Origin of the sequence: Streptomyces sp. NBC_00659, from assembly GCF_036226925.1 — a bacterium.
In the GTDB taxonomy this organism is placed as follows: domain Bacteria; phylum Actinomycetota; class Actinomycetes; order Streptomycetales; family Streptomycetaceae; genus Streptomyces.
In genome coordinates this window covers 8,189,420-8,207,326 of record NZ_CP109031.1, presented here as the reverse complement: position 1 = coordinate 8,207,326, position 17,907 = coordinate 8,189,420, and the positions used below count along the sequence as shown (strand labels likewise).

Annotated in this window: 10 protein-coding genes; 7 read left to right on the top strand and 3 right to left on the bottom strand. The window is 71.0% G+C overall.

Going from position 1 to position 17,907, the window contains the following annotated elements; genetic code table 11:
• Positions 1 to 40 precede the first annotated feature (40 nt).
• Positions 41 to 2,140: a glucose PTS transporter subunit IIA gene (locus OG410_RS35850; RefSeq protein WP_329302940.1), complete on the bottom strand. Its 2,100-nt coding sequence runs from the start codon at positions 2,138 to 2,140 to the stop codon at positions 41 to 43.
• Between the two features lie 501 nt (positions 2,141 to 2,641).
• Between OG410_RS35850 and OG410_RS35845 the strand changes: the two genes are divergently transcribed.
• The gene (locus tag OG410_RS35845; RefSeq protein WP_329302939.1) at positions 2,642 to 5,851 is read left to right on the top strand and encodes an alpha-L-rhamnosidase; all 3,210 of its coding nucleotides are present in this window, start codon (positions 2,642 to 2,644) and stop codon (positions 5,849 to 5,851) included.
• Positions 5,852 to 5,912: 61 nt separating this feature from the next.
• Here OG410_RS35845 and OG410_RS35840 read toward each other — a convergent pair whose 3' ends face one another.
• On the bottom strand, positions 5,913 to 7,814 hold the full coding sequence (locus OG410_RS35840; protein WP_329304371.1) for an ABC transporter ATP-binding protein: 1,902 nt from the start codon (positions 7,812 to 7,814) through the stop codon (positions 5,913 to 5,915).
• A gap of 324 nt (positions 7,815 to 8,138) precedes the next feature.
• Here OG410_RS35840 and OG410_RS35835 point away from each other — a divergent pair, with 324 nt between their 5' ends.
• From OG410_RS35835 to OG410_RS35825, 3 genes are all read left to right on the top strand, one after another.
• Positions 8,139 to 9,122 carry a lysylphosphatidylglycerol synthase transmembrane domain-containing protein gene (locus OG410_RS35835; protein ID WP_443063838.1) on the top strand — a complete coding sequence of 328 codons (984 nt, stop codon included), beginning with the start codon at positions 8,139 to 8,141 and terminating at the stop codon, positions 9,120 to 9,122.
• A gap of 126 nt (positions 9,123 to 9,248) precedes the next feature.
• Positions 9,249 to 10,013: a crotonase/enoyl-CoA hydratase family protein gene (locus tag OG410_RS35830; protein WP_329302938.1), complete on the top strand. Its 765-nt coding sequence runs from the start codon at positions 9,249 to 9,251 to the stop codon at positions 10,011 to 10,013.
• A gap of 307 nt (positions 10,014 to 10,320) precedes the next feature.
• Positions 10,321 to 11,409 (top strand): mechanosensitive ion channel family protein, encoded by a 1,089-nt coding sequence (locus OG410_RS35825; RefSeq protein WP_326784240.1) that lies wholly within the window; start codon positions 10,321 to 10,323, stop codon positions 11,407 to 11,409.
• A gap of 59 nt (positions 11,410 to 11,468) precedes the next feature.
• Here OG410_RS35825 and OG410_RS35820 read toward each other — a convergent pair whose 3' ends face one another.
• The gene (locus tag OG410_RS35820) at positions 11,469 to 13,022 is read right to left on the bottom strand and encodes a M1 family metallopeptidase (RefSeq protein ID WP_329302937.1); all 1,554 of its coding nucleotides are present in this window, start codon (positions 13,020 to 13,022) and stop codon (positions 11,469 to 11,471) included.
• Positions 13,023 to 13,341: 319 nt separating this feature from the next.
• Between OG410_RS35820 and OG410_RS35815 the strand changes: the two genes are divergently transcribed.
• The 3 genes from OG410_RS35815 to OG410_RS35805 all read left to right on the top strand — a co-directional run bounded on the left by OG410_RS35815 (position 13,342) and on the right by OG410_RS35805 (position 17,854).
• Positions 13,342 to 15,561, top strand: coding sequence for an NADP-dependent isocitrate dehydrogenase (locus OG410_RS35815; RefSeq protein WP_329302936.1), 2,220 nt, complete (start codon positions 13,342 to 13,344; stop codon positions 15,559 to 15,561).
• 173 nt (positions 15,562 to 15,734) lie between these two features.
• Positions 15,735 to 16,796 (top strand): right-handed parallel beta-helix repeat-containing protein, encoded by a 1,062-nt coding sequence (locus OG410_RS35810; RefSeq protein WP_329302935.1) that lies wholly within the window; start codon positions 15,735 to 15,737, stop codon positions 16,794 to 16,796.
• Between the two features lie 29 nt (positions 16,797 to 16,825).
• Positions 16,826 to 17,854, top strand: a complete 1,029-nt coding sequence (locus OG410_RS35805) for a methyltransferase (RefSeq protein ID WP_329302934.1) — start codon at positions 16,826 to 16,828, stop codon at positions 17,852 to 17,854.
• Positions 17,855 to 17,907: the final 53 nt, after the last annotated feature.

The window sequence follows — 17,907 nt, the reverse complement described above, 5'->3', positions numbered from 1 at the left end:
GGGGAGCGTGCACGCGCCGGACCGGATCAGTGGCGGATGATCACCGTCGCACGGTCACCACAGGGGTGCCCGCGGTGACGTCCTGCCCTGTGTGCGGCTCGACCGAGGCCATGTCCGCGGTGTTGAGGACGGTCATCAGAGTGACGGTCGGATACCCCGCGGCGCGCACGGCGCCGAGGTCGACCTCGGCGAGGAGGTCGCCGGCGGAGACCTTCCGGCCCGCCTCGACGCGCACGTCGAAGCCCTTCCCGTTCATCTTCACCGTGTCGATGCCGATGTGGACGAGGACCTCGGTGCCGTCGGTGGTGCGGATGCCGAAGGCGTGGCCTGTCTCGGCGACGGTGACCAGCTCGCCGTCGACCGGGGCGACGACGTGGCCGTCGGCCGGTTCGATGCCCACGCCCTCGCCGAGCGCGCGGGAGGCGAAGACCGGGTCCTCGACCTCGCCGAGGCCGATCACACGGCCCGCGACGGGCGCCGCGAGTTCGAGGCCCTTGCGCGCGGCGGGAACGTCGGCCGCGCCGGAGTCCGCGGAAGCCGAACCACCGGTGGCGGTGGCGGGCGCGGCGCCGACGGCGACGAGCTCGCGGTCCTCGGCCGGCACGGTCTGGGCGGGGACGGCAACCTCGCCCTTGGCGGCGGCCGCGGCCGCGTCGCGCTCGTCGTTGACCTGGGCGCGCTCCTCCTTGGTGCGGTAGTCGGAGAAGTACACGAGCGCCATCGAGGTGAAGAAGGCCGCCGAGATCGCGATGATGTACTTGATCATCGGGTCGAAGACCGGGATGGTCAGCAGGGAGGTGAAGGCGAAGGCCTTGGTGTCCACGCCGCCCAGGATGCCCACGATCAGGCCGCCCACGAGGCACCCGACGAGCATGCGCGGGTAGATCCTCTTGAAGCGCAGGTGGATGCCGTACAGCGACGGCTCGGAGATACCGCCGAGCAGACCCGCGGCCAGGGCGCCGGTGGCGGTCTGGCGCATGTCGCTCTCACGGTGACGGATCGAGAGCAGCAGGACACCGGCGGTCGCGCCGAAGCAGGCGAAGTTCCACGCGCCCATGGGGCCCTGGATGAAGTCGTACCCGAGGGTGTTGATGTTCACGAGCATGAGCGCGTTCAGCGGCCAGTGCAGACCCAGCGGCACCAGGAAGGGGTACAGCAGCGGGATGACGATCGCGAAGACGATCGGGGCGTTGCCGTTCAGCCAGGACAGACCCGTGCCGAGGCCGTTGCCGGCCCAGATTCCCATGGGACCGATGAGGAAGGCGGTCATCGGGATCATGATCAGCATGCTGAAGAACGGTACGAAGACCATCTGCACGTTCTCGGGGAAGACGCGCTTCAGGCCCTTGTAGACCAGGGCGAGCAGGGCGACCATCAGCAGCGGCACGAACACCTGGCCGCCGTAGTCGTTGAGCTGCATCGGCAGCCCGAAGACGTGCGCCACGGACTCCGAGGTGCCCAGGGTCGCGTTGGTCGTGGTGGTGACGCCGGGGGTCTTGGACCCGATCATGCCCGTGAAGTTCGGGGTCATCACCGCGGCCATCACGGTGGCGCCCACCCACGGGTCGATCTTCAGCTTCTTGGCCGCGTTGTAGGCGACCATGATCGGCAGGAAGTACAGCACCGAGCGCCACATCGAGTCGACGAAGACCCAGGTCGCGGACTTGTCCGCGGACCGGAAGTCGACGATGCCGAAGGCGTCGAGCATGGAGGCGATCGCGATGATCAGCGAGGCGCCGAGCAGCACGCCCAGGAGCGGGCGGAACGAGTCCGAGAGGTACTCGAAGAAGTTGTCGAGCCAGGCGAAGCGGCCGCGGCCCTTGGCGCGGATCTCGGCCTTGACCTCGGCGTCGGACTGCGCGCGGGGCGTGCCGCCGCCGGTCATCGACGGCAGGTTCATGATGTCGGAGTAGACGCCCGCGACGGCTCCGCCGATCACGATCTGGAAGCGGTCGCCGGACTGCGGCACGGTGCCCATGACGCCGTCGAGGGCGTCGAGCGCGGCCTGGTCGGCCTTCGTGCCGTCATGGAGCTGGAAGCGCAGCCGCGTCGCGCAGTGCGTGAGGCTCTCGATGTTCTCGGGTCCGCCGACGCCGCGGAGGATCTTCTCCGCCAGCATTTCGGATGTTGGTGTGTTCATGCTGCGTCACTGCATCCCTGGTTGTCGCGATCCTGCATCGGTCCGCGATCTCTCACGCCCGGACCGTGGCAACAAAAAAGGCCTGGGTAGCGCACGGGGCGCCACCCAGGCCTTGCCTCCCGTCGAGTGGGACGCCGCCGCGACATCGCCTGGGGCGATGACGGTGGTGTCCGTAGGGAGTAACAATCCTGCGATCGAGATCGATCGGAAATAACTATAACAGCGCGGGGTCGGCGGGCTCCGCCGGACGGGCGTGACCATCGCCACCCGGAGAACCGCCCGTCACCCGGCAGGCCCCCGTTTGCCCGGGCCGCCAATCGTCCTCCCCTGCCGATTGAAACCGTTCAATGTTCGAGGACGCGAACCGGCCGAATCACGTGATGACACGAATCAGCAGGGCCGAATTCCGGAAAATACCGTCGCACTTGTTGACCTCTGCCTCCCCCACCCCTACCTTCACCGCGGTGAATCGATTCACAACTCCTAGGTGAGGGGCCGCAGTTGATCAGCAGGAGGAACATCCTGGCGAGCGCGGCGGGTGCGGCGGGAGTCGTCGCCGCGACGGTCGCCGGAGCGGGGCCGGCCGCGGCGGCGCCCGCGCCGGCCGGCTCGCGCGGACGCCGCGGGGCTCCGCGCATCACCGCACCGACCGTCGAGTACGTCCAGCACCCCTTGGGGCTCGACACACAGCACCCCCGGCTGAGCTGGCCGATGGTCTCGGACGAGCCGGGGACGCGGCAGAGCGCGTACCGGATCCGGGTCGCCTCCAGCGCGTCGGGCCTGTCCTCTCCCGATGTCTGGGACAGCGGAAAGGTGACGTCCGAACAGTCCGTCCTCGTTCCGTACGCCGGTCCTCGGCTCGCCCCGCGCACGCGCTACTTCTGGTCCGTGCGGGTCTGGGACACCGACGGCGCGGCCTCCGGCTGGAGCGCGCCGTCCTGGTGGGAGACCGGTCTCATGGACACGCCGTGGTCGGCGGAGTGGGTCTCGGCTCCCCCCGCCCTCACCGACGCTCCCTCCCTCGAGAGCAGTGCCTGGATCTGGTTCCCCGAGGGGGATCCGGCGAGCAGCGCTCCGGCGGCCACCCGGTGGTTCCGGCGGGTCGTCGAACTCCCCGACGACGTCACGGCCGCGCGGATCGCCATCAGCGCTGACAACGTTTTCTCGCTCTCGGTCAACGGTGCCGAGGTGGCCCGCACCGACCTGGCGACCGAGCACGAGGACTGGCGCCGTCCGGCCGTCGTCGACGTCCTCGGACGGCTGCGTCCAGGACGGAACGTCCTCGCGGTCGAGGCGGCCAACGCGACGGTGGGGCCCGCCGGTCTGGTCGCCGTTCTCACCGTGAGCACCGCCTCCGGTGAGCGGCGGACCGTCACCGACGCGTCCTGGAGGACCACGGACGCGAAGCCCTCCGACGACTGGCGCGGCGACGGCTTCGACGACAGTGGCTGGTCCGCGGCCCGGGTGGCCGCCGCGTGGGGCGCGGGCCCCTGGGGCAGGGTCGTTCCGACGCGCTTCGCCGCGAACCAGCTGCGCCACGAGTTCACGCTGCCCGGCAGGCGGGTGGCCCGCGCGCGCCTGTACGCCACGGCCCTCGGCCTGTACGAGGCCCACCTCAACGGCCGCCGGGTGGGCCGCGACCAGCTCGCCCCCGGCTGGACCGACTACCGCGAACGCGTCCAGTACCAGACCTACGACGTCACCTCCCTGCTGCGGCCCGGGCCCAATGCCCTGGGCGCCTTCGTGGCACCGGGCTGGTACGCCGGGAACGTCGGCATGTTCGGACCCCACCAGTACGGTGAACGCCCCGCGCTGCTGGCGCAGCTGGAGATCGAGTACGCGGACGGGACGAGCGAGCGTGTCACGTCGGGCACCGACTGGCGGGCCGCAGCCGGACCGATCGTCGCGGCCGACCTGCTGAGCGGTGAGACGTACGACGCGCGCGAGGAGACCGACGGCTGGACCTCACCCGGTTTCGACGACCGGACCTGGCTCGCCGTCCGTGCCGCGGGCGACGGCGCGCCCCGCCGGATCGTCGCGCAGCTCGACGGCCCGGTGCGCGTGGCCGGCGAACGGCCGACCGAGAAGGTGACCGAACCGGCCCCGGGCGTGTATGTCTTCGACCTGGGCCAGAACATGGTCGGCTCGGTCCGGCTGCGCGTCTCGGGCGAGGCCGGGACGACCGTGCGGATGCGTCACGCCGAGGTCCTCAACCCGGACGGCACCCTCTACACCGCGAATCTGCGCTCGGCGGCGGCGACCGACACGTACACCCTCAAGGGCGGCGGCGAGGAGACGTACGAACCGCGCTTCACCTTCCACGGGTTCCGCTATGTCGAGGTCACCGGCTTCCCCGGCACTCCCTCCGCCGCGGCCGTGACCGGCCGCGTCATGCATACGTCGGCACCCTTCACCCTCGACTTCGAGACCGACGTCCCGATGCTCAACCAGCTGCACAGCAACATCACCTGGGGCCAGCGGGGCAACTTCCTCTCCGTCCCGACGGACACGCCCGCCCGCGACGAGCGGCTGGGCTGGACCGGTGACATCAACGTCTTCGCCCCCACCGCCGCCTACACGATGGAGTCGGCGCGCTTCCTGGCCAAGTGGCTCGTGGACCTGCGCGACGGCCAGACCGCCGAGGGCGCGTTCACGGACGTGGCGCCCATGGTCGGAACGGTCGGCAACGGAGTCGCGGGCTGGGGCGACGCGGGGGTCACCGTCCCCTGGTCGCTGTACGAGGCCTACGGGGACCGGCAGGTCCTGGCCGATGCCTGGCCGTCCGTCCAGGCATGGCTGGCGTACCTGGAGCGCCACAGCGCCGGCCTGCTGCGGCCCGCGGACGGATACGGCGACTGGCTGAACGTCTCGGACGAGACACCCAAGGACGTCGTCGCCACCGCGTACTTCGCGCACAGCGCCGACCTCGCGGCCCGGATGGCCACGGCGCTCGGCGAGGACGCCGCGCCCTGGGCCGCCCTCTTCGAGCGCGTCCGCGAGGCGTTCCGGCACGCCTATGTCGGCGCCGACGGAAAGGTGAAGGGCGACACGCAGACGGCGTACGTGCTCGCCCTGTCGATGAACCTGCTGCCGGACGCCCTGCGCACTGCGGCGGCCGGGCGGCTCGTCGACCTGATCCGCGCGAAGGACTGGCATCTGTCGACCGGATTCCTCGGAACGCCCCGGCTGCTCCCGGTCCTCACGGACACCGGTCACACCGACGTCGCCTACCGGCTGCTCCGGCAGCGCTCCTTCCCGAGCTGGGGCTACCAGATCGACAAGGGCTCCACCACGATGTGGGAACGCTGGGACTCCATCCGGCCCGACGGCAGCTTCCAGACCCCGGACATGAACTCCTTCAACCACTACGCCTACGGCTCGGTGGGTGAGTGGATGTACGCCAACATCGCCGGCATCTCCCCGGGCCGGCCCGGCTACCGGGAGACCGTCGTCCGCCCCCGGCCGGGCGGCGACGTCACCTCCGCCCGCGCCACGTTCACCTCCTTGTACGGCCCGGTCTCCACCCGGTGGCGGCAGCGCTCCGACGGCTTCGACCTCACCTGCGCCGTGCCCGCCAACACCACGGCCGAGGTGTGGATCCCGGCGAGCGGCCCGGACGCGGTCGCGCACACCGGCGCGGCCTTCCTGCGCACGGAGGACGGCTGCGCGGTGTACCGCGTCGGCTCCGGCAGCCACCGGTTCACCACCTGACCGGTGCCCCAAGGGGCCGAAGGGATCAGGTGGCCACGGCGTTCGCGTCGCCCGTTCGCCTCTAGGGCGTCGCGTCCGCCGTGACCGGGATCCGCGGCTCGTCGTGCCTGCCTGTCCTGAACTGTGTCCGGTACAGCTCCGCGTAGCGCCCGTCCGCCGCGAGCAGGGCCTCATGGGTGCCCCGCTCGACGATCCGGCCCGCCTCGACGACCAGGATCAGGTCGGCGGCCCGTACCGTCGACAGCCGGTGCGCGATCACGACGGCCGTGCGGCCCTCCAGTGCCTCGGTGAGCGCCTCCTGGACGGCCGCCTCCGAGGTGTTGTCGAGATGCGCGGTGGCCTCGTCCAGGATGACGACGCGCTGGCGGGCGAGCAGCAGCCGGGCGATGGTCATGCGCTGGCGCTCGCCGCCGGAGAGCCGGTAGCCGCGCTCGCCGACCACGGTGTCGAGGCCGTCGGGCAGCGACCGTACGAGCTCCTCGAGACGGGCCCGACGCAGCACGTCCCACAGCTCGTCCTCGGTCGCGGCCGGCCGGGCGAGGAGCAGGTTCTCGCGGACCGAGTCGTGGAAGAGGTGCCCGTCCTGGGTGACCATGCCGAGGGTGGCGCGCATCGACGCTGCGCTGAGCTCACGGACGTCGACCCCGCCGATGCGTACGGTGCCGGCGTCGGTGTCGTACAGGCGCGGCAGCAGTTGCGCGATCGTCGACTTGCCGGCGCCCGAGGAGCCGACGAGCGCGACGGTCTGGCCGGGTTCGGCGCGGAAGGAGATGCCGTGCAGGACCTCGTCGCCGCCCCGGGTGTCGAGGGCCGCGACCTCCTCCAGGGAGGCGAGGGAGACCTTGTCGGCGGAGGGGTAGGCGAACCGGACGTCCTCGAACTCGACGGCGGCGGGCTCGTCCGGGAGCGTGCGGGGCTCCGGCTTCTCCTCGATGAGCGGCTTCAGGTCGAGCACCTCGAAGACGCGCTCGAAGCTGACCAGGGCGCTCATGACCTCGACGCGCGCCCCGGCCAGCGAGGTGAGCGGCGCGTACAACCGGGTGAGCAGCAGTGCCAGTGAGACGACGGCGCCCGGCTCCAGGGTGCCCCGCAGGGCGAACCAGCCGCCGAGCCCGTAGACGAGGGCGAGCGCCAGAGCGGACACCAGGGTCAGGGCGGTGATGAAGGCGGACTGGGCCATCGCCGTACGCACCCCGATGTCCCGCACCCGCGACGCGCGCGCCGCGAACTCGGCGGACTCCTCCCCGGGCCGCCCGAAGAGCTTGACGAGGGTGGCGCCGGGCGCGGAGAAGCGCTCGGTCATCCGGGTGCCCATGGAGGCGTTGAGGTCGGCCGCCTCCCGCTGGAGCTTGGCCATCCGGCTGCCCATCCGGCGGGCGGGGAGCACGAACACCGGCAGCAGCAACAGGGCGAGCAGGGTGATCTGCCAGGACAGGGTGAGCATCACGACCAGGGTGAGCAGCAGGGTCACCAGATTGCCGACGACGCCGGACAAGGTGTTGCTGAAGGCGCGCTGGGCGCCGATCACGTCGTTGTTGAGTCGACTGACGAGCGCGCCCGTACGTGTACGTGTGAAGAACGCGACCGGCATGCGCTGCACATGATCGAAGACAGCCGTCCGCAGATCGAGGATGAGTCCCTCGCCGAGCGTCGACGAGAGCCAGCGGCCCAGAATCCCGAAGGCCGCCTCGGCGAGCGCGATGACGGCGATGAGCACGGAAAGACGGACGACGGTGCTCTCGTCCCCGTGGGCCACGATGGTGTCCACGACATGCCCCGCGAGCACCGGCGTCGCGACGGCCAGCAGCGCGGTCACCACACTGAGGAGGACGAACTGCGCGATACGACGGCGGTGCGGGCGGGCGAAGGCGGCGATGCGGCGCAGGGTCGCGCGGTCGAAGGGACGACGCTCTTGTTGGGCGTTCATGACACTGTGCAACTGTGTCCAGGCTGTGGTCTCCATGCTCATAAGAGAGACAGTAGGACCTCAAGCTTTGTTGAGGTCAACGGATCCGGGCGGGCCCACTCGCTCGGATGGGCTCCCGAGGGCGGCTCCGCGGACGCCGAGGGCGGCTCCGCGCTCGGGACCAGGGCGGACACCGCGGTGGACACCCTGCGGAGCACCGTGCGGGGTACCGGAATCGGTGCCGCGGTGGGCGTCGAGGTGAACAGCGGGGTCGGCACCGGGCACCCGGGGGCCACCCCTCCCGCGGCTTGCCCGGCGCGTCAGCCACCGTCCCCGCGCCCGCAACCTCACGTTGGTGCGGCGGGGAAAACCTCTCCGAATGTGACAGCCGTACGACTTCCCCGGGCGCTGCCCCGGCTCCCCCGCCGCCTCACCCTGCGGCCCGCCGTCCGGCCGCTCCTGTGCCTGCTCCCGCTCGCGCTGGTCCTCGTGGTGGCCGTGCGCCACCGGGCCGTGCTCGTCGAGGGTTTCGGCCATCTGCGGTCGGCCGAGTGGCCCTGGCTCGTCGCCGCGGCCGCCGCGACCTGTCTGACCTGGGTGGCCGCGGCCGTGACCCGGCAGGGCGCGGTCATGGAACGGCTGCCCGCTCGCCGGCTGCTCGCCACGCAGTTCGCCGCGGGTGCCGCGAACCATCTGCTGCCGACGGGGCTGGGCGCCGGGGCGGTCAATCTGCGGTTCATGACGGTGTGCGGGGTGCCGCTCGCCCGCTCCTCGGCCGCGCTCGCGCTGTATCTGCTGGCCGAGGCGATCGCCCGGCTGGCCCTGCTGCTCGGCCTGCTGATCGCGTTCCCCGGTGCGCTCCGGGTCGACGGTCTGATACCGGAGGCTGCGATCGGACCGCTGCTGCTCGGCGTCGTCGTGGCCCTGTGCGCCGCGCTGGCGGTGCTCGCTCTCGTACGACGGCTGCGCACGGCCGTCCTCTCCTTCCTGCGCACCGCTCTCGGAGAGGCCCGCTCGGTGCACACCCGGCCCTCGCGCGCCTTCGCCCTGTGGGGCGGCTCGCTCGCGTTCCCGCTGCTCCAGGCCGCCGGGCTGGCCTCGGTGGGACGGGCGCTGGACCTCCCGGTGTCACCCACGCACATGATGATCGCCTACCTGGCGGCGACGATCGCGGTCGCGATGGTGCCGACGCCCGGAGGGCTCGGTTCGGTGGAGGCCGCGCTGGTCGTGACCCTGGTCGCGGCGGGCGGTCCGGTGGCCGTGGCGACCGCGGTAGTGCTGGCGTACCGGATCATCACGGTGTGGGTGCCGCTGCTGCCGGGGGCGCTCACGCTCGGGGCGCTGGTCCGCTGGAAGGTGATCTGACGCGAGGGGACGCGAGGGGACGAGCGCCTTTCCGCCCCGGGCCGTGCGGTGTGCCGCGTGCTGTGATACCGAGGAGTAACCACGGCGCGCGGTGTGGCGCGCCGGCCGCCGAAAGGGGACGGCGCGATGCCGGTCCGTAGCGAACGTCAGGGTCACGTCACCACCGTCGTCCTCTCCCGGCCCGCGGCCCGCAACGCGGTGGACGGGCCGACCGCCGCCGAACTCGCGGACGCCTTCCGAAAGTTCGAGGCCGACGAGACGGCGCGCGTGGCCGTGCTCTGGGGCGAGGGCGGCACGTTCTGCGCGGGCGCGGACCTCAAGGCCATCGGCACCGCGCAGGGGAACGAGGTCGCCGAGGACGGTGACGGGCCGATGGGCCCCACCCGGCTGCGCCTGACCAAGCCGGTGATCGCGGCGGTCGCCGGGCACGCCGTGGCCGGCGGTCTGGAGCTGGCGCTCTGGTGCGATCTGCGGGTGGCCGAGGAGGACGCCGTCTTCGGGGTGTTCTGCCGCCGCTGGGGCGTGCCCCTGATCGACGGGGGTACGGTACGGCTGCCGCGGCTCATCGGCATGAGCCGTGCGATGGACATGATCCTCACCGGCCGTCCGGTCGGCGCCCGGGAGGCGTACGAGACGGGGCTCGCCAACCGTCTCGTCCCGGTCGGCCGGGCCCGCGCCGAGGCCGAGCGGCTGGCCGCCGAGATCGCCGGCTTCCCGCAGTCCTGTCTGCGCAGCGACCGGGCCTCGGTCCTCGACCAGGAGGGCCTCATCGAGAAGGAGGCCATGCGGACCGAACTGCGTCACGGCATGGGCGTACTGGAGGAGAGCATGGAGGGCGCGGCCCGTTTCGCGTCCGGCGCGGGGCGGCACGGCGCGTTCGGCGACCTGTGACACCCGGCGGGGCGCCGGTGCGGGCGCCGGTGCGTCGGGCGCCCGCAGCCGGGGCGGAGCCATGCTCTGTCGTGGGCGGTCGGGCCGTTGGCCGAGGTGGGACCGGACGGCGTCAAGGGCGGTCCCTCACAGGGCTGGTGACGGAGGGGCAGCCGGATGCGGCAGGATGAGCGGTCTCCCCGGACGAGGACGAACAGACGTCCGGGCATGATCGCGCGTTCCCGGATTCGAGCAGGTGGCAAGTGACTACACAGCACATTCGGCCCGCGGGCCCTCACCCCGGTCACGGTCTCCGAGGAGGTCACCGATGAAGCGCTCCGTCACCCTGGACGACCTGATGATCGCCGGAATAGCCGTGGCAGCCGGGCTGCTGGCGGCGTTCCTGCTGCGGATGCTGCTGCGCTGGCTGGGCAAGCACGCCGAGCGCACCCGCTGGAGCGGCGACGACGTCATGGTCGACGCCCTGCGCACCGTCGTACCGTGGTCGGCGGTGGCCGGAGGTGTCGCCGCCGCGGCCGCGGTGCTTCCGCTGACCGCGCCGGTGGGCCGCACCGTCAACCGGTCGCTGACCGTGCTGCTCATCCTCGTCACGACGATCACCGCGGCCCGGCTGATCACCGGCCTGGTCCGGTCGGTGACGCAGTCCCGCTCGGGCGTCGCCGGTTCGGCCACGATCTTCGTCAACATCACCCGGGTCGTGGTGCTGGCGATCGGCTTCCTGATCGTCCTCCAGACCCTGGGGATCTCGATCGCTCCCCTGCTGACGGCCCTGGGTGTGGGCGGTCTGGCGGTCGCCCTCGCGCTCCAGGACACCCTCGCCAACCTCTTCGCGGGCGTGCACATCCTCGCCTCGAAGACGATCCAGCCGGGCGACTACATCCGGCTGAGCAGCGGGGAGGAGGGGTACGTCGTCGACATCAACTGGCGCAACACCACGGTCCGTCAGCTCTCCAACAACCTGGTCATCATCCCCAACGCCCAGCTCTCGGGCACCAACATGACCAACTTCACCCGGCCCGAGCAGCAGATGACACTCCTGGTGCAGGTCGGCGTCGGCTACGACAGCGACCTCGACCACGTCGAGCGGGTCACGAACGAGGTCGTCGCCGAGGTGATGACCGGGATCGACGGCGCCGTCCCGGAGCACGAACCCGCCGTGCGTTTCCACACCTTCGGCGACTCGCGCATCGGTCTCACCGTGATCCTGGCCGTGGGCGAGTTCAGTGACCAGTACCGGATCAAGCACGAGTTCATCAAGGCCCTGCACAAGCGCTACCGGGACGAGGGCATCCGGATTCCGTCGCCCGCCCGCACGGTCGCGCTCCAGTCCGGCGGGACGGGCTTCCTGGAGACCGCCATACCGCATCAGCGCGAGGCCGCCTCGAAGCGGCCTTGAGACGGGGCCGGGGGCCGGGCGGAGACTTCCGCCCGGCCCCCGGCCGTTCGCCCGCCCGGTCAGAGCGTGGCGGTCGAGTCCGGGTAGTGGCCGGGCGCGCGGTTGCGCGGCGCGACCAGGCTCGACACGACCGGGGTGACCGTCCAGTCCGGGTGGTTCGGCATGCGCGGCGTCTTCGTCCCGTACAGCCAGTCGTTCAGGAAGCCGGACTGGTCCGTTCCGGAGATCTCGGTGGCGACCGCGACGTAGTCGGCGGTGGTCGCCGCGCGGTTGCGGTACCGATCGAGGAACGTGCGCTCGACGCGGTTGAAGACGTCCTCGCCGACCAGCTCGCGCAGCGCGTACAGGACCAGGACTCCGCCCAGGTAGCGCTGGCTGTCGAAGAGGTTGACGGCGTTCGGCGCGGCGACCGGGCCGGAGGACTGACGCCACTGGTCGCCCCTGGCGTACGTGTCCTTCATCCGGGCTTCCATGGTGGTCAGGCCGAGCGAGTCCGCCCAGCCGCGCTCGTAGCGGTAGAGCAGCCCGTAGAAGTCCGCGTGACCCTCGTTCAGCCACAGGTCGGCCCAGTTGGCGGGGCTGACGCTGTTGCCGAAGTAGGAGTGCACCAGCTCGTGCATCATGTGCGAGCCGATCTTCTTCTCCTCCTGGAGCAGGAAGTTCGGCTTGTAGAGCGTCAGGGTCTGGGTCTCCAGGCCCGTGAAGTCGAAGGCGTTCGCGGCGTCGTTGTTGCAGGGCAGCAGCCCGTACGTCTCGAACGGGTAGGCGCCGAGGCGCTGTTCCAGCCATTCCACGAGGCCCGGGGTGAGCGCGAGCGCCGGCTCCAGCGCGGCGGCGCGCGCCGTCGGGACGACGTCCCGCAGCCCCAGCCCGTGCGGGCCCTGCCGCTCCTTGACGACGTAGTCGCCGACGGTGATCTGCACCAGCTCGGTGGCTATCGGGTCGGCCGAACGGTACGTGTACGCGGTCCGGTCGCCGTCGAGCTGCTCCGTGCCGGTCAGCGAGCCGTTCGCGACACCGCGCAGGGTGTTCGGCACGGTGATGCGGAAGCTGAAGTCCGCCTTGTCCGTCGGGTGGTCGTTGCACGGGAAGACCGTGTGCGCCGCGTTGGGCTGGGGGCAGATGGCGAAGCCGTCGGGGGTGGGAACCCAGGCGGTGTACGCCAGCGTCCTGGCCGGGTCGGCGCCGTACTCGACACAGACCGCGACGGCGCAGGACTTCGGCAGGGTCCGCACCGGAGTGATCCGCAGCTTCTCGTCCACCTGCTCGAAGCCGGCGGCCACGCCTCCGACCTTCACCGCGCGCACGTCCAGGCCGAGCGCGTCGAGCGAGAAGCGCGAGAGGTCCTGGGTCGCCTTGATCCTCAGGGTCGCCTTGGCGTCGACCAGGCGGGTCGTGGCGTCGTACGAGAAGTCGAGGTGGTACGCCTCGACGCGGTAGCCGTCGTTGCCGAGGGCCGGGTAGACGGAGTCACCGAGGGTCTCGGCACCCGGGGTGCCCTGGTCCGGCCTTAAGGCCAGGGGCCGCGCCGAGGCGGTGGGGGCGGCGGCGAGCGCGGCCGCCGTACCGAGCAGCGCGGCCGCGGGGGCCGTCACTCTGGTGCGATATCTCATGGTTCGCTTTCGTTCGGGCGGCAGAAGGCCCAAAGGTGTCCGCCGCAAGATCAATTACCGATCACACACCAGTACGCACGGGCGGGCCGTTCGGTTGCCTTCGAACGCCGATTCCCGCGTTCACTTCGCACCGGGCGTTCACGGCCGCGGCACCGGGAGGGGGTGGATGCCCGTGGTCGTCACACGGGCGGACCGGCCGGGTCCGGACGGCGGATTTCCACCGCACCGGTCCGACGCGGGACGGACCGCTGTCGAGCCGGGGGCGCTCACGAGATATCTTGATGTCGAGCAATGTTGCAGACGTGGAGCGGAGCACCCGGTGACTGACTCGACCATCATTTACACGCACACTGACGAGGCCCCGGCCCTGGCGACGTATTCGTTCCTGCCGGTGGTCCAGGCGTACGCCTCTCAGGCGGGTGTCACTGTGGAGACCCGTGACATCTCGCTGGCCGGGCGCATCATCGCCCTCTTCCCGGAGTTCCTCCAGGAGGACCAGCGCATCGCGGACGCCCTGTCCGAGCTCGGTGAGCTGGCCAAGACGCCCGGCGCGAACATCATCAAGCTGCCGAACATCTCGGCGTCGATCCCCCAGCTCAAGGCCGCGGTCGCCGAGCTTCAGGCGCAGGGCTACGCGCTTCCGGACTACCCGGACGACCCGAAGTCGGACGAGGAGCGCGACATCCGCGCCCGGTACGACAAGGTCAAGGGCAGCGCCGTGAACCCGGTGCTGCGCGAGGGCAACTCCGACCGCCGCGCCCCCGCGTCGGTCAAGAACTACGCCAAGGCCCACCCGCACCGCATGGGCGCGTGGTCGTCCGAGTCGAAGACGAACGTCGCCACCATGGGCGTCGACGACTTCCGCTCCACCGAGAAGTCCGTGGTGATCTCCGAGGCCGGCGCGCTGCGCATCGAGCTGGTCGGCGACGACGGCTCCACCACCGTGCTCCGCGAGTCCGTGCCCGTGCAGGCCGGCGAGGTCGTGGACGCGTCCGTCATGCACGTCGCGCCGCTGCGTGAGTTCCTCACCGAGCAGATCGCCCGCGCCAAGGCCGAGGGCGTCCTGTTCTCGGTGCACCTCAAGGCCACGATGATGAAGGTCTCCGACCCCATCGTCTTCGGTCACGTCGTGCGCGCCTTCTTCCCGAAGACGTTCGCGGCGCACGGCGAGACGCTCGCCGCCGCCGGTCTGACCCCGAACGACGGTCTCGGCGGCATCTACAAGGGCCTCGAGGCGCTCCCGGAGGGTGCCGAGATCAAGGCGTCCTTCGACGCCGAGCTCGCCGAGGGCCCGACCCTCGCGATGGTCGACTCCGACAAGGGCATCACCAACCTGCACGTGCCGTCCGACGTCATCGTCGACGCCTCGATGCCGGCCATGATCCGCACCTCCGGCCACATGTGGGGCCCGGACGGCCAGGAGGCCGACACCCTCGCGGTCCTGCCGGACTCCTCCTACTCCGGCGTCTACCAGGCCGTGATCGAGGACTGCCGCGCCAACGGCGCCTACGACCCGTCGACCATGGGCTCCGTCCCGAACGTCGGCCTCATGGCGCAGAAGGCCGAGGAGTACGGCAGCCACGACAAGACCTTCGAGATCCCGGTCACCGGCACGGTCCGCCTCGTCGACACGGCCGGCAACGCGGTGCTGGAGCAGACGGTCTCCGCCGGCGACATCTTCCGCGCCTGCCAGACCAAGGACGCGCCGATCAGGGACTGGGTGAAGCTCGCCGTCACCCGCGCCCGCGCCACCGGCGACCCGGCCGTGTTCTGGCTGGACGAGACCCGCGCCCACGACGCCAACCTGATCGCCAAGGTCGACGAGTACCTGACGGAGCACGACACCGAGGGTCTGGACATCCGCGTCCTGGCCCCGGTCGAGGCCACCAAGCTGTCGGTGGAGCGCATCCGCCGCGGCGAGGACACCATCTCGGTGACCGGCAACGTGCTGCGTGACTATCTGACCGACCTGTTCCCGATCCTGGAGCTGGGCACCAGCGCCAAGATGCTGTCGGTCGTCCCGCTGATGGCGGGCGGCGGCCTGTTCGAGACGGGCGCCGGCGGCTCCGCGCCGAAGCACGTCCAGCAGCTCGTCAAGGAGGACTACCTGCGCTGGGACTCCCTCGGCGAGTTCTTCGCCCTCGTACCGTCCCTCGAGCAGTTCGCGAAGACCACCGGCAACGCCCGTGCCCAGGTCCTCGCCGACACCCTCGACCGCGCCACGGCGACCTTCCTCGAAGAGGACAAGTCCCCGACCCGTCGCGTCGGCGGCATCGACAACCGCGGCAGCCACTTCTTCCTGTCCCTGTACTGGGCGCAGGAGCTGGCGCGCCAGAGCGACGACGCGGACCTCGCCAAGGCGTTCGCCCAGCTCGCCGAGACGCTGGCCGCGCAGGAGCAGACGATCGTCGGCGAGCTGAACGCGGTCCAGGGCAACCCGGCCGACATCGGCGGCTACTACCAGCCCGACCCCGCCAAGGCCGCGAAGATCATGCGCCCGTCCGCCACCTGGAACGAGACGCTGGCGAACTTCGCCTGATCCACCGCGTCACCCACGCACCACCTCGCGGGCTCGGCTCCGCACCCGCCGCCCCGGCCGGATCCTCCGGCCGGGGCGGCGCCATGAGGTCTCCCGGCGCGTCACGGTGACGGAGAAGGCCACCTGGGCGATCACCGGTGGCGGGCCGGAACGCCCCTTCATAGCTTCGGCCCATGACCAGACAACAGATGGCCTACCTCGCGTGCACGGCTGTGGTCGTGGCATCGGGAGTGGGCGCAGCCCTGCCCGCCGACCACCCCTCGGTGCACCTGGTACGCCAGGGTGAATCCATCCAGAAGGCCGTGAACTCGGCGCGAGCGGGCGACACCGTCGTCGTCGCCCCCGGCACTTATCACGAGAGCGTCACCATCACCGCGCGGGACGTGACCCTGCGCGGCGCGAGCGCCAGGTCCACCGTCATCGTGCCGAACACCGCCGCCACCGACGCCTGCGCCAAGGCGGGCAACGGCATCTGTGTGACCGGGACCGACAGCAAGCGCGTCCGCGGCGTCACCATCGCGTCACTGACCATCAGGGGCTTCTCGAAGCAGGGTCTGTGGGCGACCGGCACCGACGGGTTGACGGTACGCCGGGTCACCGCCGAGAAGAACGGCCAGTGGGGTATCGCCGAGGAGCGGTCCGTGCGGACCAGATTCGTCCGCAACATCGCCAGGGACAACGGCGACGCCGGTCTCTTCGTCTCCAACACGGTCACCACCGAGGAGGGCGCCCGCGACACCAAGGGAACGGTGGTCGCCCACAACCTGATGAGCGGCAACCGGATCGGCATCACGGTCCGGCGGGTGCGGAACCTGACCGTCGCCCGCAACGAGGCCACCGGAAACTGCGCCGCGGTGTTCGTCGTCGGCGACGAGAACAAGCCGCGCGTCGGCGACCTGAGCGTCACCGGGAACTACATCCACGCCAACAACAAATCCTGCCCCAAGACCCCGCGGCTGCCCGCACTCCAGGGCTCGGGGATCGTCCTCACCGGCGCCGAGGACATCCGGGTGACGCACAACCGGGTCGAGGACAACGTGGGCACCTCCCCGCTGTCGGGCGGCATCGTCCTGTTCAAGAGCTTCGTGGGCGCGCTCAGCGAGCGCAACGAGGTGCGCGACAACGTGGTCCTGCGCAACGGTCCCTCCGACCTCGCCAACCGCGACACCACCGGCAAGGGCAACACGTTCCGGAGCAACACCTGCAAGGTCTCCGAGCCCGCCGGAATGTGCTGAGTGGGGCACGACACAGAAACGAGGCACGAATGACAACTGTGGATCAGAGTCCCCCGCCGTCCATGCAGCTGCGGGAACTCGTCTTCGGAGCGGCCCGCGCCGCCGCCGTACGCGCAGCGGCGCGGCTGGGTGTGGCGGACGCCCTGGACGACACGCCCATGAGCGCGGAGGATCTGGCCGCCGCGGTGAAGACCCAGCCGGGGACCCTGCGCCGGCTGCTGCGCGCCCTGTCCTGCCAGGGCGTCTTCACGGAGCGCCCCGACGGCACGTTCGCGCACACCGAGATGTCCCGGCTCCTGCGCGAGGACGACCCGAACAGCCTGCGGTACATCGCCCTGTGGTGCACCGAGCCGTGGACGTGGAACGTCTGGCCGCAGCTCGACGAGGCGGTCCGCTCCGGCCGCAACGTCTTCGAGGACGTGTACGACAAGGAGTTCTTCCAGTACCTCAACGAGGACGCCCCGGAATCCGCGTACGTCTTCAACCGGGCCATGACGACGTCCAGTTCGCAGTCCGCCCAGGACGTGGCGAAGCTCCTGGACCTGCGGGGCGTGAAGTCGGTCGCCGACATCGGAGGCGGCCAGGGTCACGTCGTGGCCAGTCTGCTGGAGAAGCACCCCGGGATGCACGGCACCCTGCTCGACCTGCCGGGCGTGGTGGAGAACGCCGACCCGCGCCTGCGGAGCGGCGGGGCGCTGTCCGACCGGGTGCGGATCGTGGCCGGGGACTGCCGCGAGGCCATCCCGGTCCAGGCGGACGTGTACATCATCAAGAACATCCTGGAGTGGGACGACGAGAGCACCCGCAGGGCGCTCGCGAACGTCCGCGCGGCCGCCCGGCCCGGCGCCCGCGTCGTCGTCATCGAGAACCTCGTGGACGACACCCCGTCGATGCGGTTCACGACGGCCATGGACCTGCTGCTGCTCCTCAACGTCGGCGGTGCCAAGCACACCCGGCAGAGCATGGTCGACCGGCTCACGGCCGCGGGCCTGGTCATCGGCGAGATCCGCCCGGTGAACCCGTATCTGCACGCCTTCGAGTGCACCGTCCCGGGCTGACCGGGCGACGCGAGGAAAACCCGAGGCCGCCGGTTCCGCTTCGTCGCGGAGCC

What these genes read in the sequence shown, in the direction of transcription:
- OG410_RS35810 (WP_329302935.1), top strand. Translation starts at nt 15,735, where the DNA reads ATGACCAGACAACAGATGGCCTACCTCGCGTGCACGGCTGTGGTCGTG.
- OG410_RS35830 (WP_329302938.1), top strand. Translation starts at nt 9,249, where the DNA reads ATGCCGGTCCGTAGCGAACGTCAGGGTCACGTCACCACCGTCGTCCTC.
- OG410_RS35825 (WP_326784240.1), top strand. Translation starts at nt 10,321, where the DNA reads ATGAAGCGCTCCGTCACCCTGGACGACCTGATGATCGCCGGAATAGCC.
- OG410_RS35840 (WP_329304371.1), bottom strand. Translation starts at nt 7,814, where the DNA reads ATGGAGACCACAGCCTGGACACAGTTGCACAGTGTCATGAACGCCCAA.
- OG410_RS35850 (WP_329302940.1), bottom strand. Translation starts at nt 2,140, where the DNA reads ATGAACACACCAACATCCGAAATGCTGGCGGAGAAGATCCTCCGCGGC.
- OG410_RS35820 (WP_329302937.1), bottom strand. Translation starts at nt 13,022, where the DNA reads ATGAGATATCGCACCAGAGTGACGGCCCCCGCGGCCGCGCTGCTCGGT.
- OG410_RS35805 (WP_329302934.1), top strand. Translation starts at nt 16,826, where the DNA reads ATGACAACTGTGGATCAGAGTCCCCCGCCGTCCATGCAGCTGCGGGAA.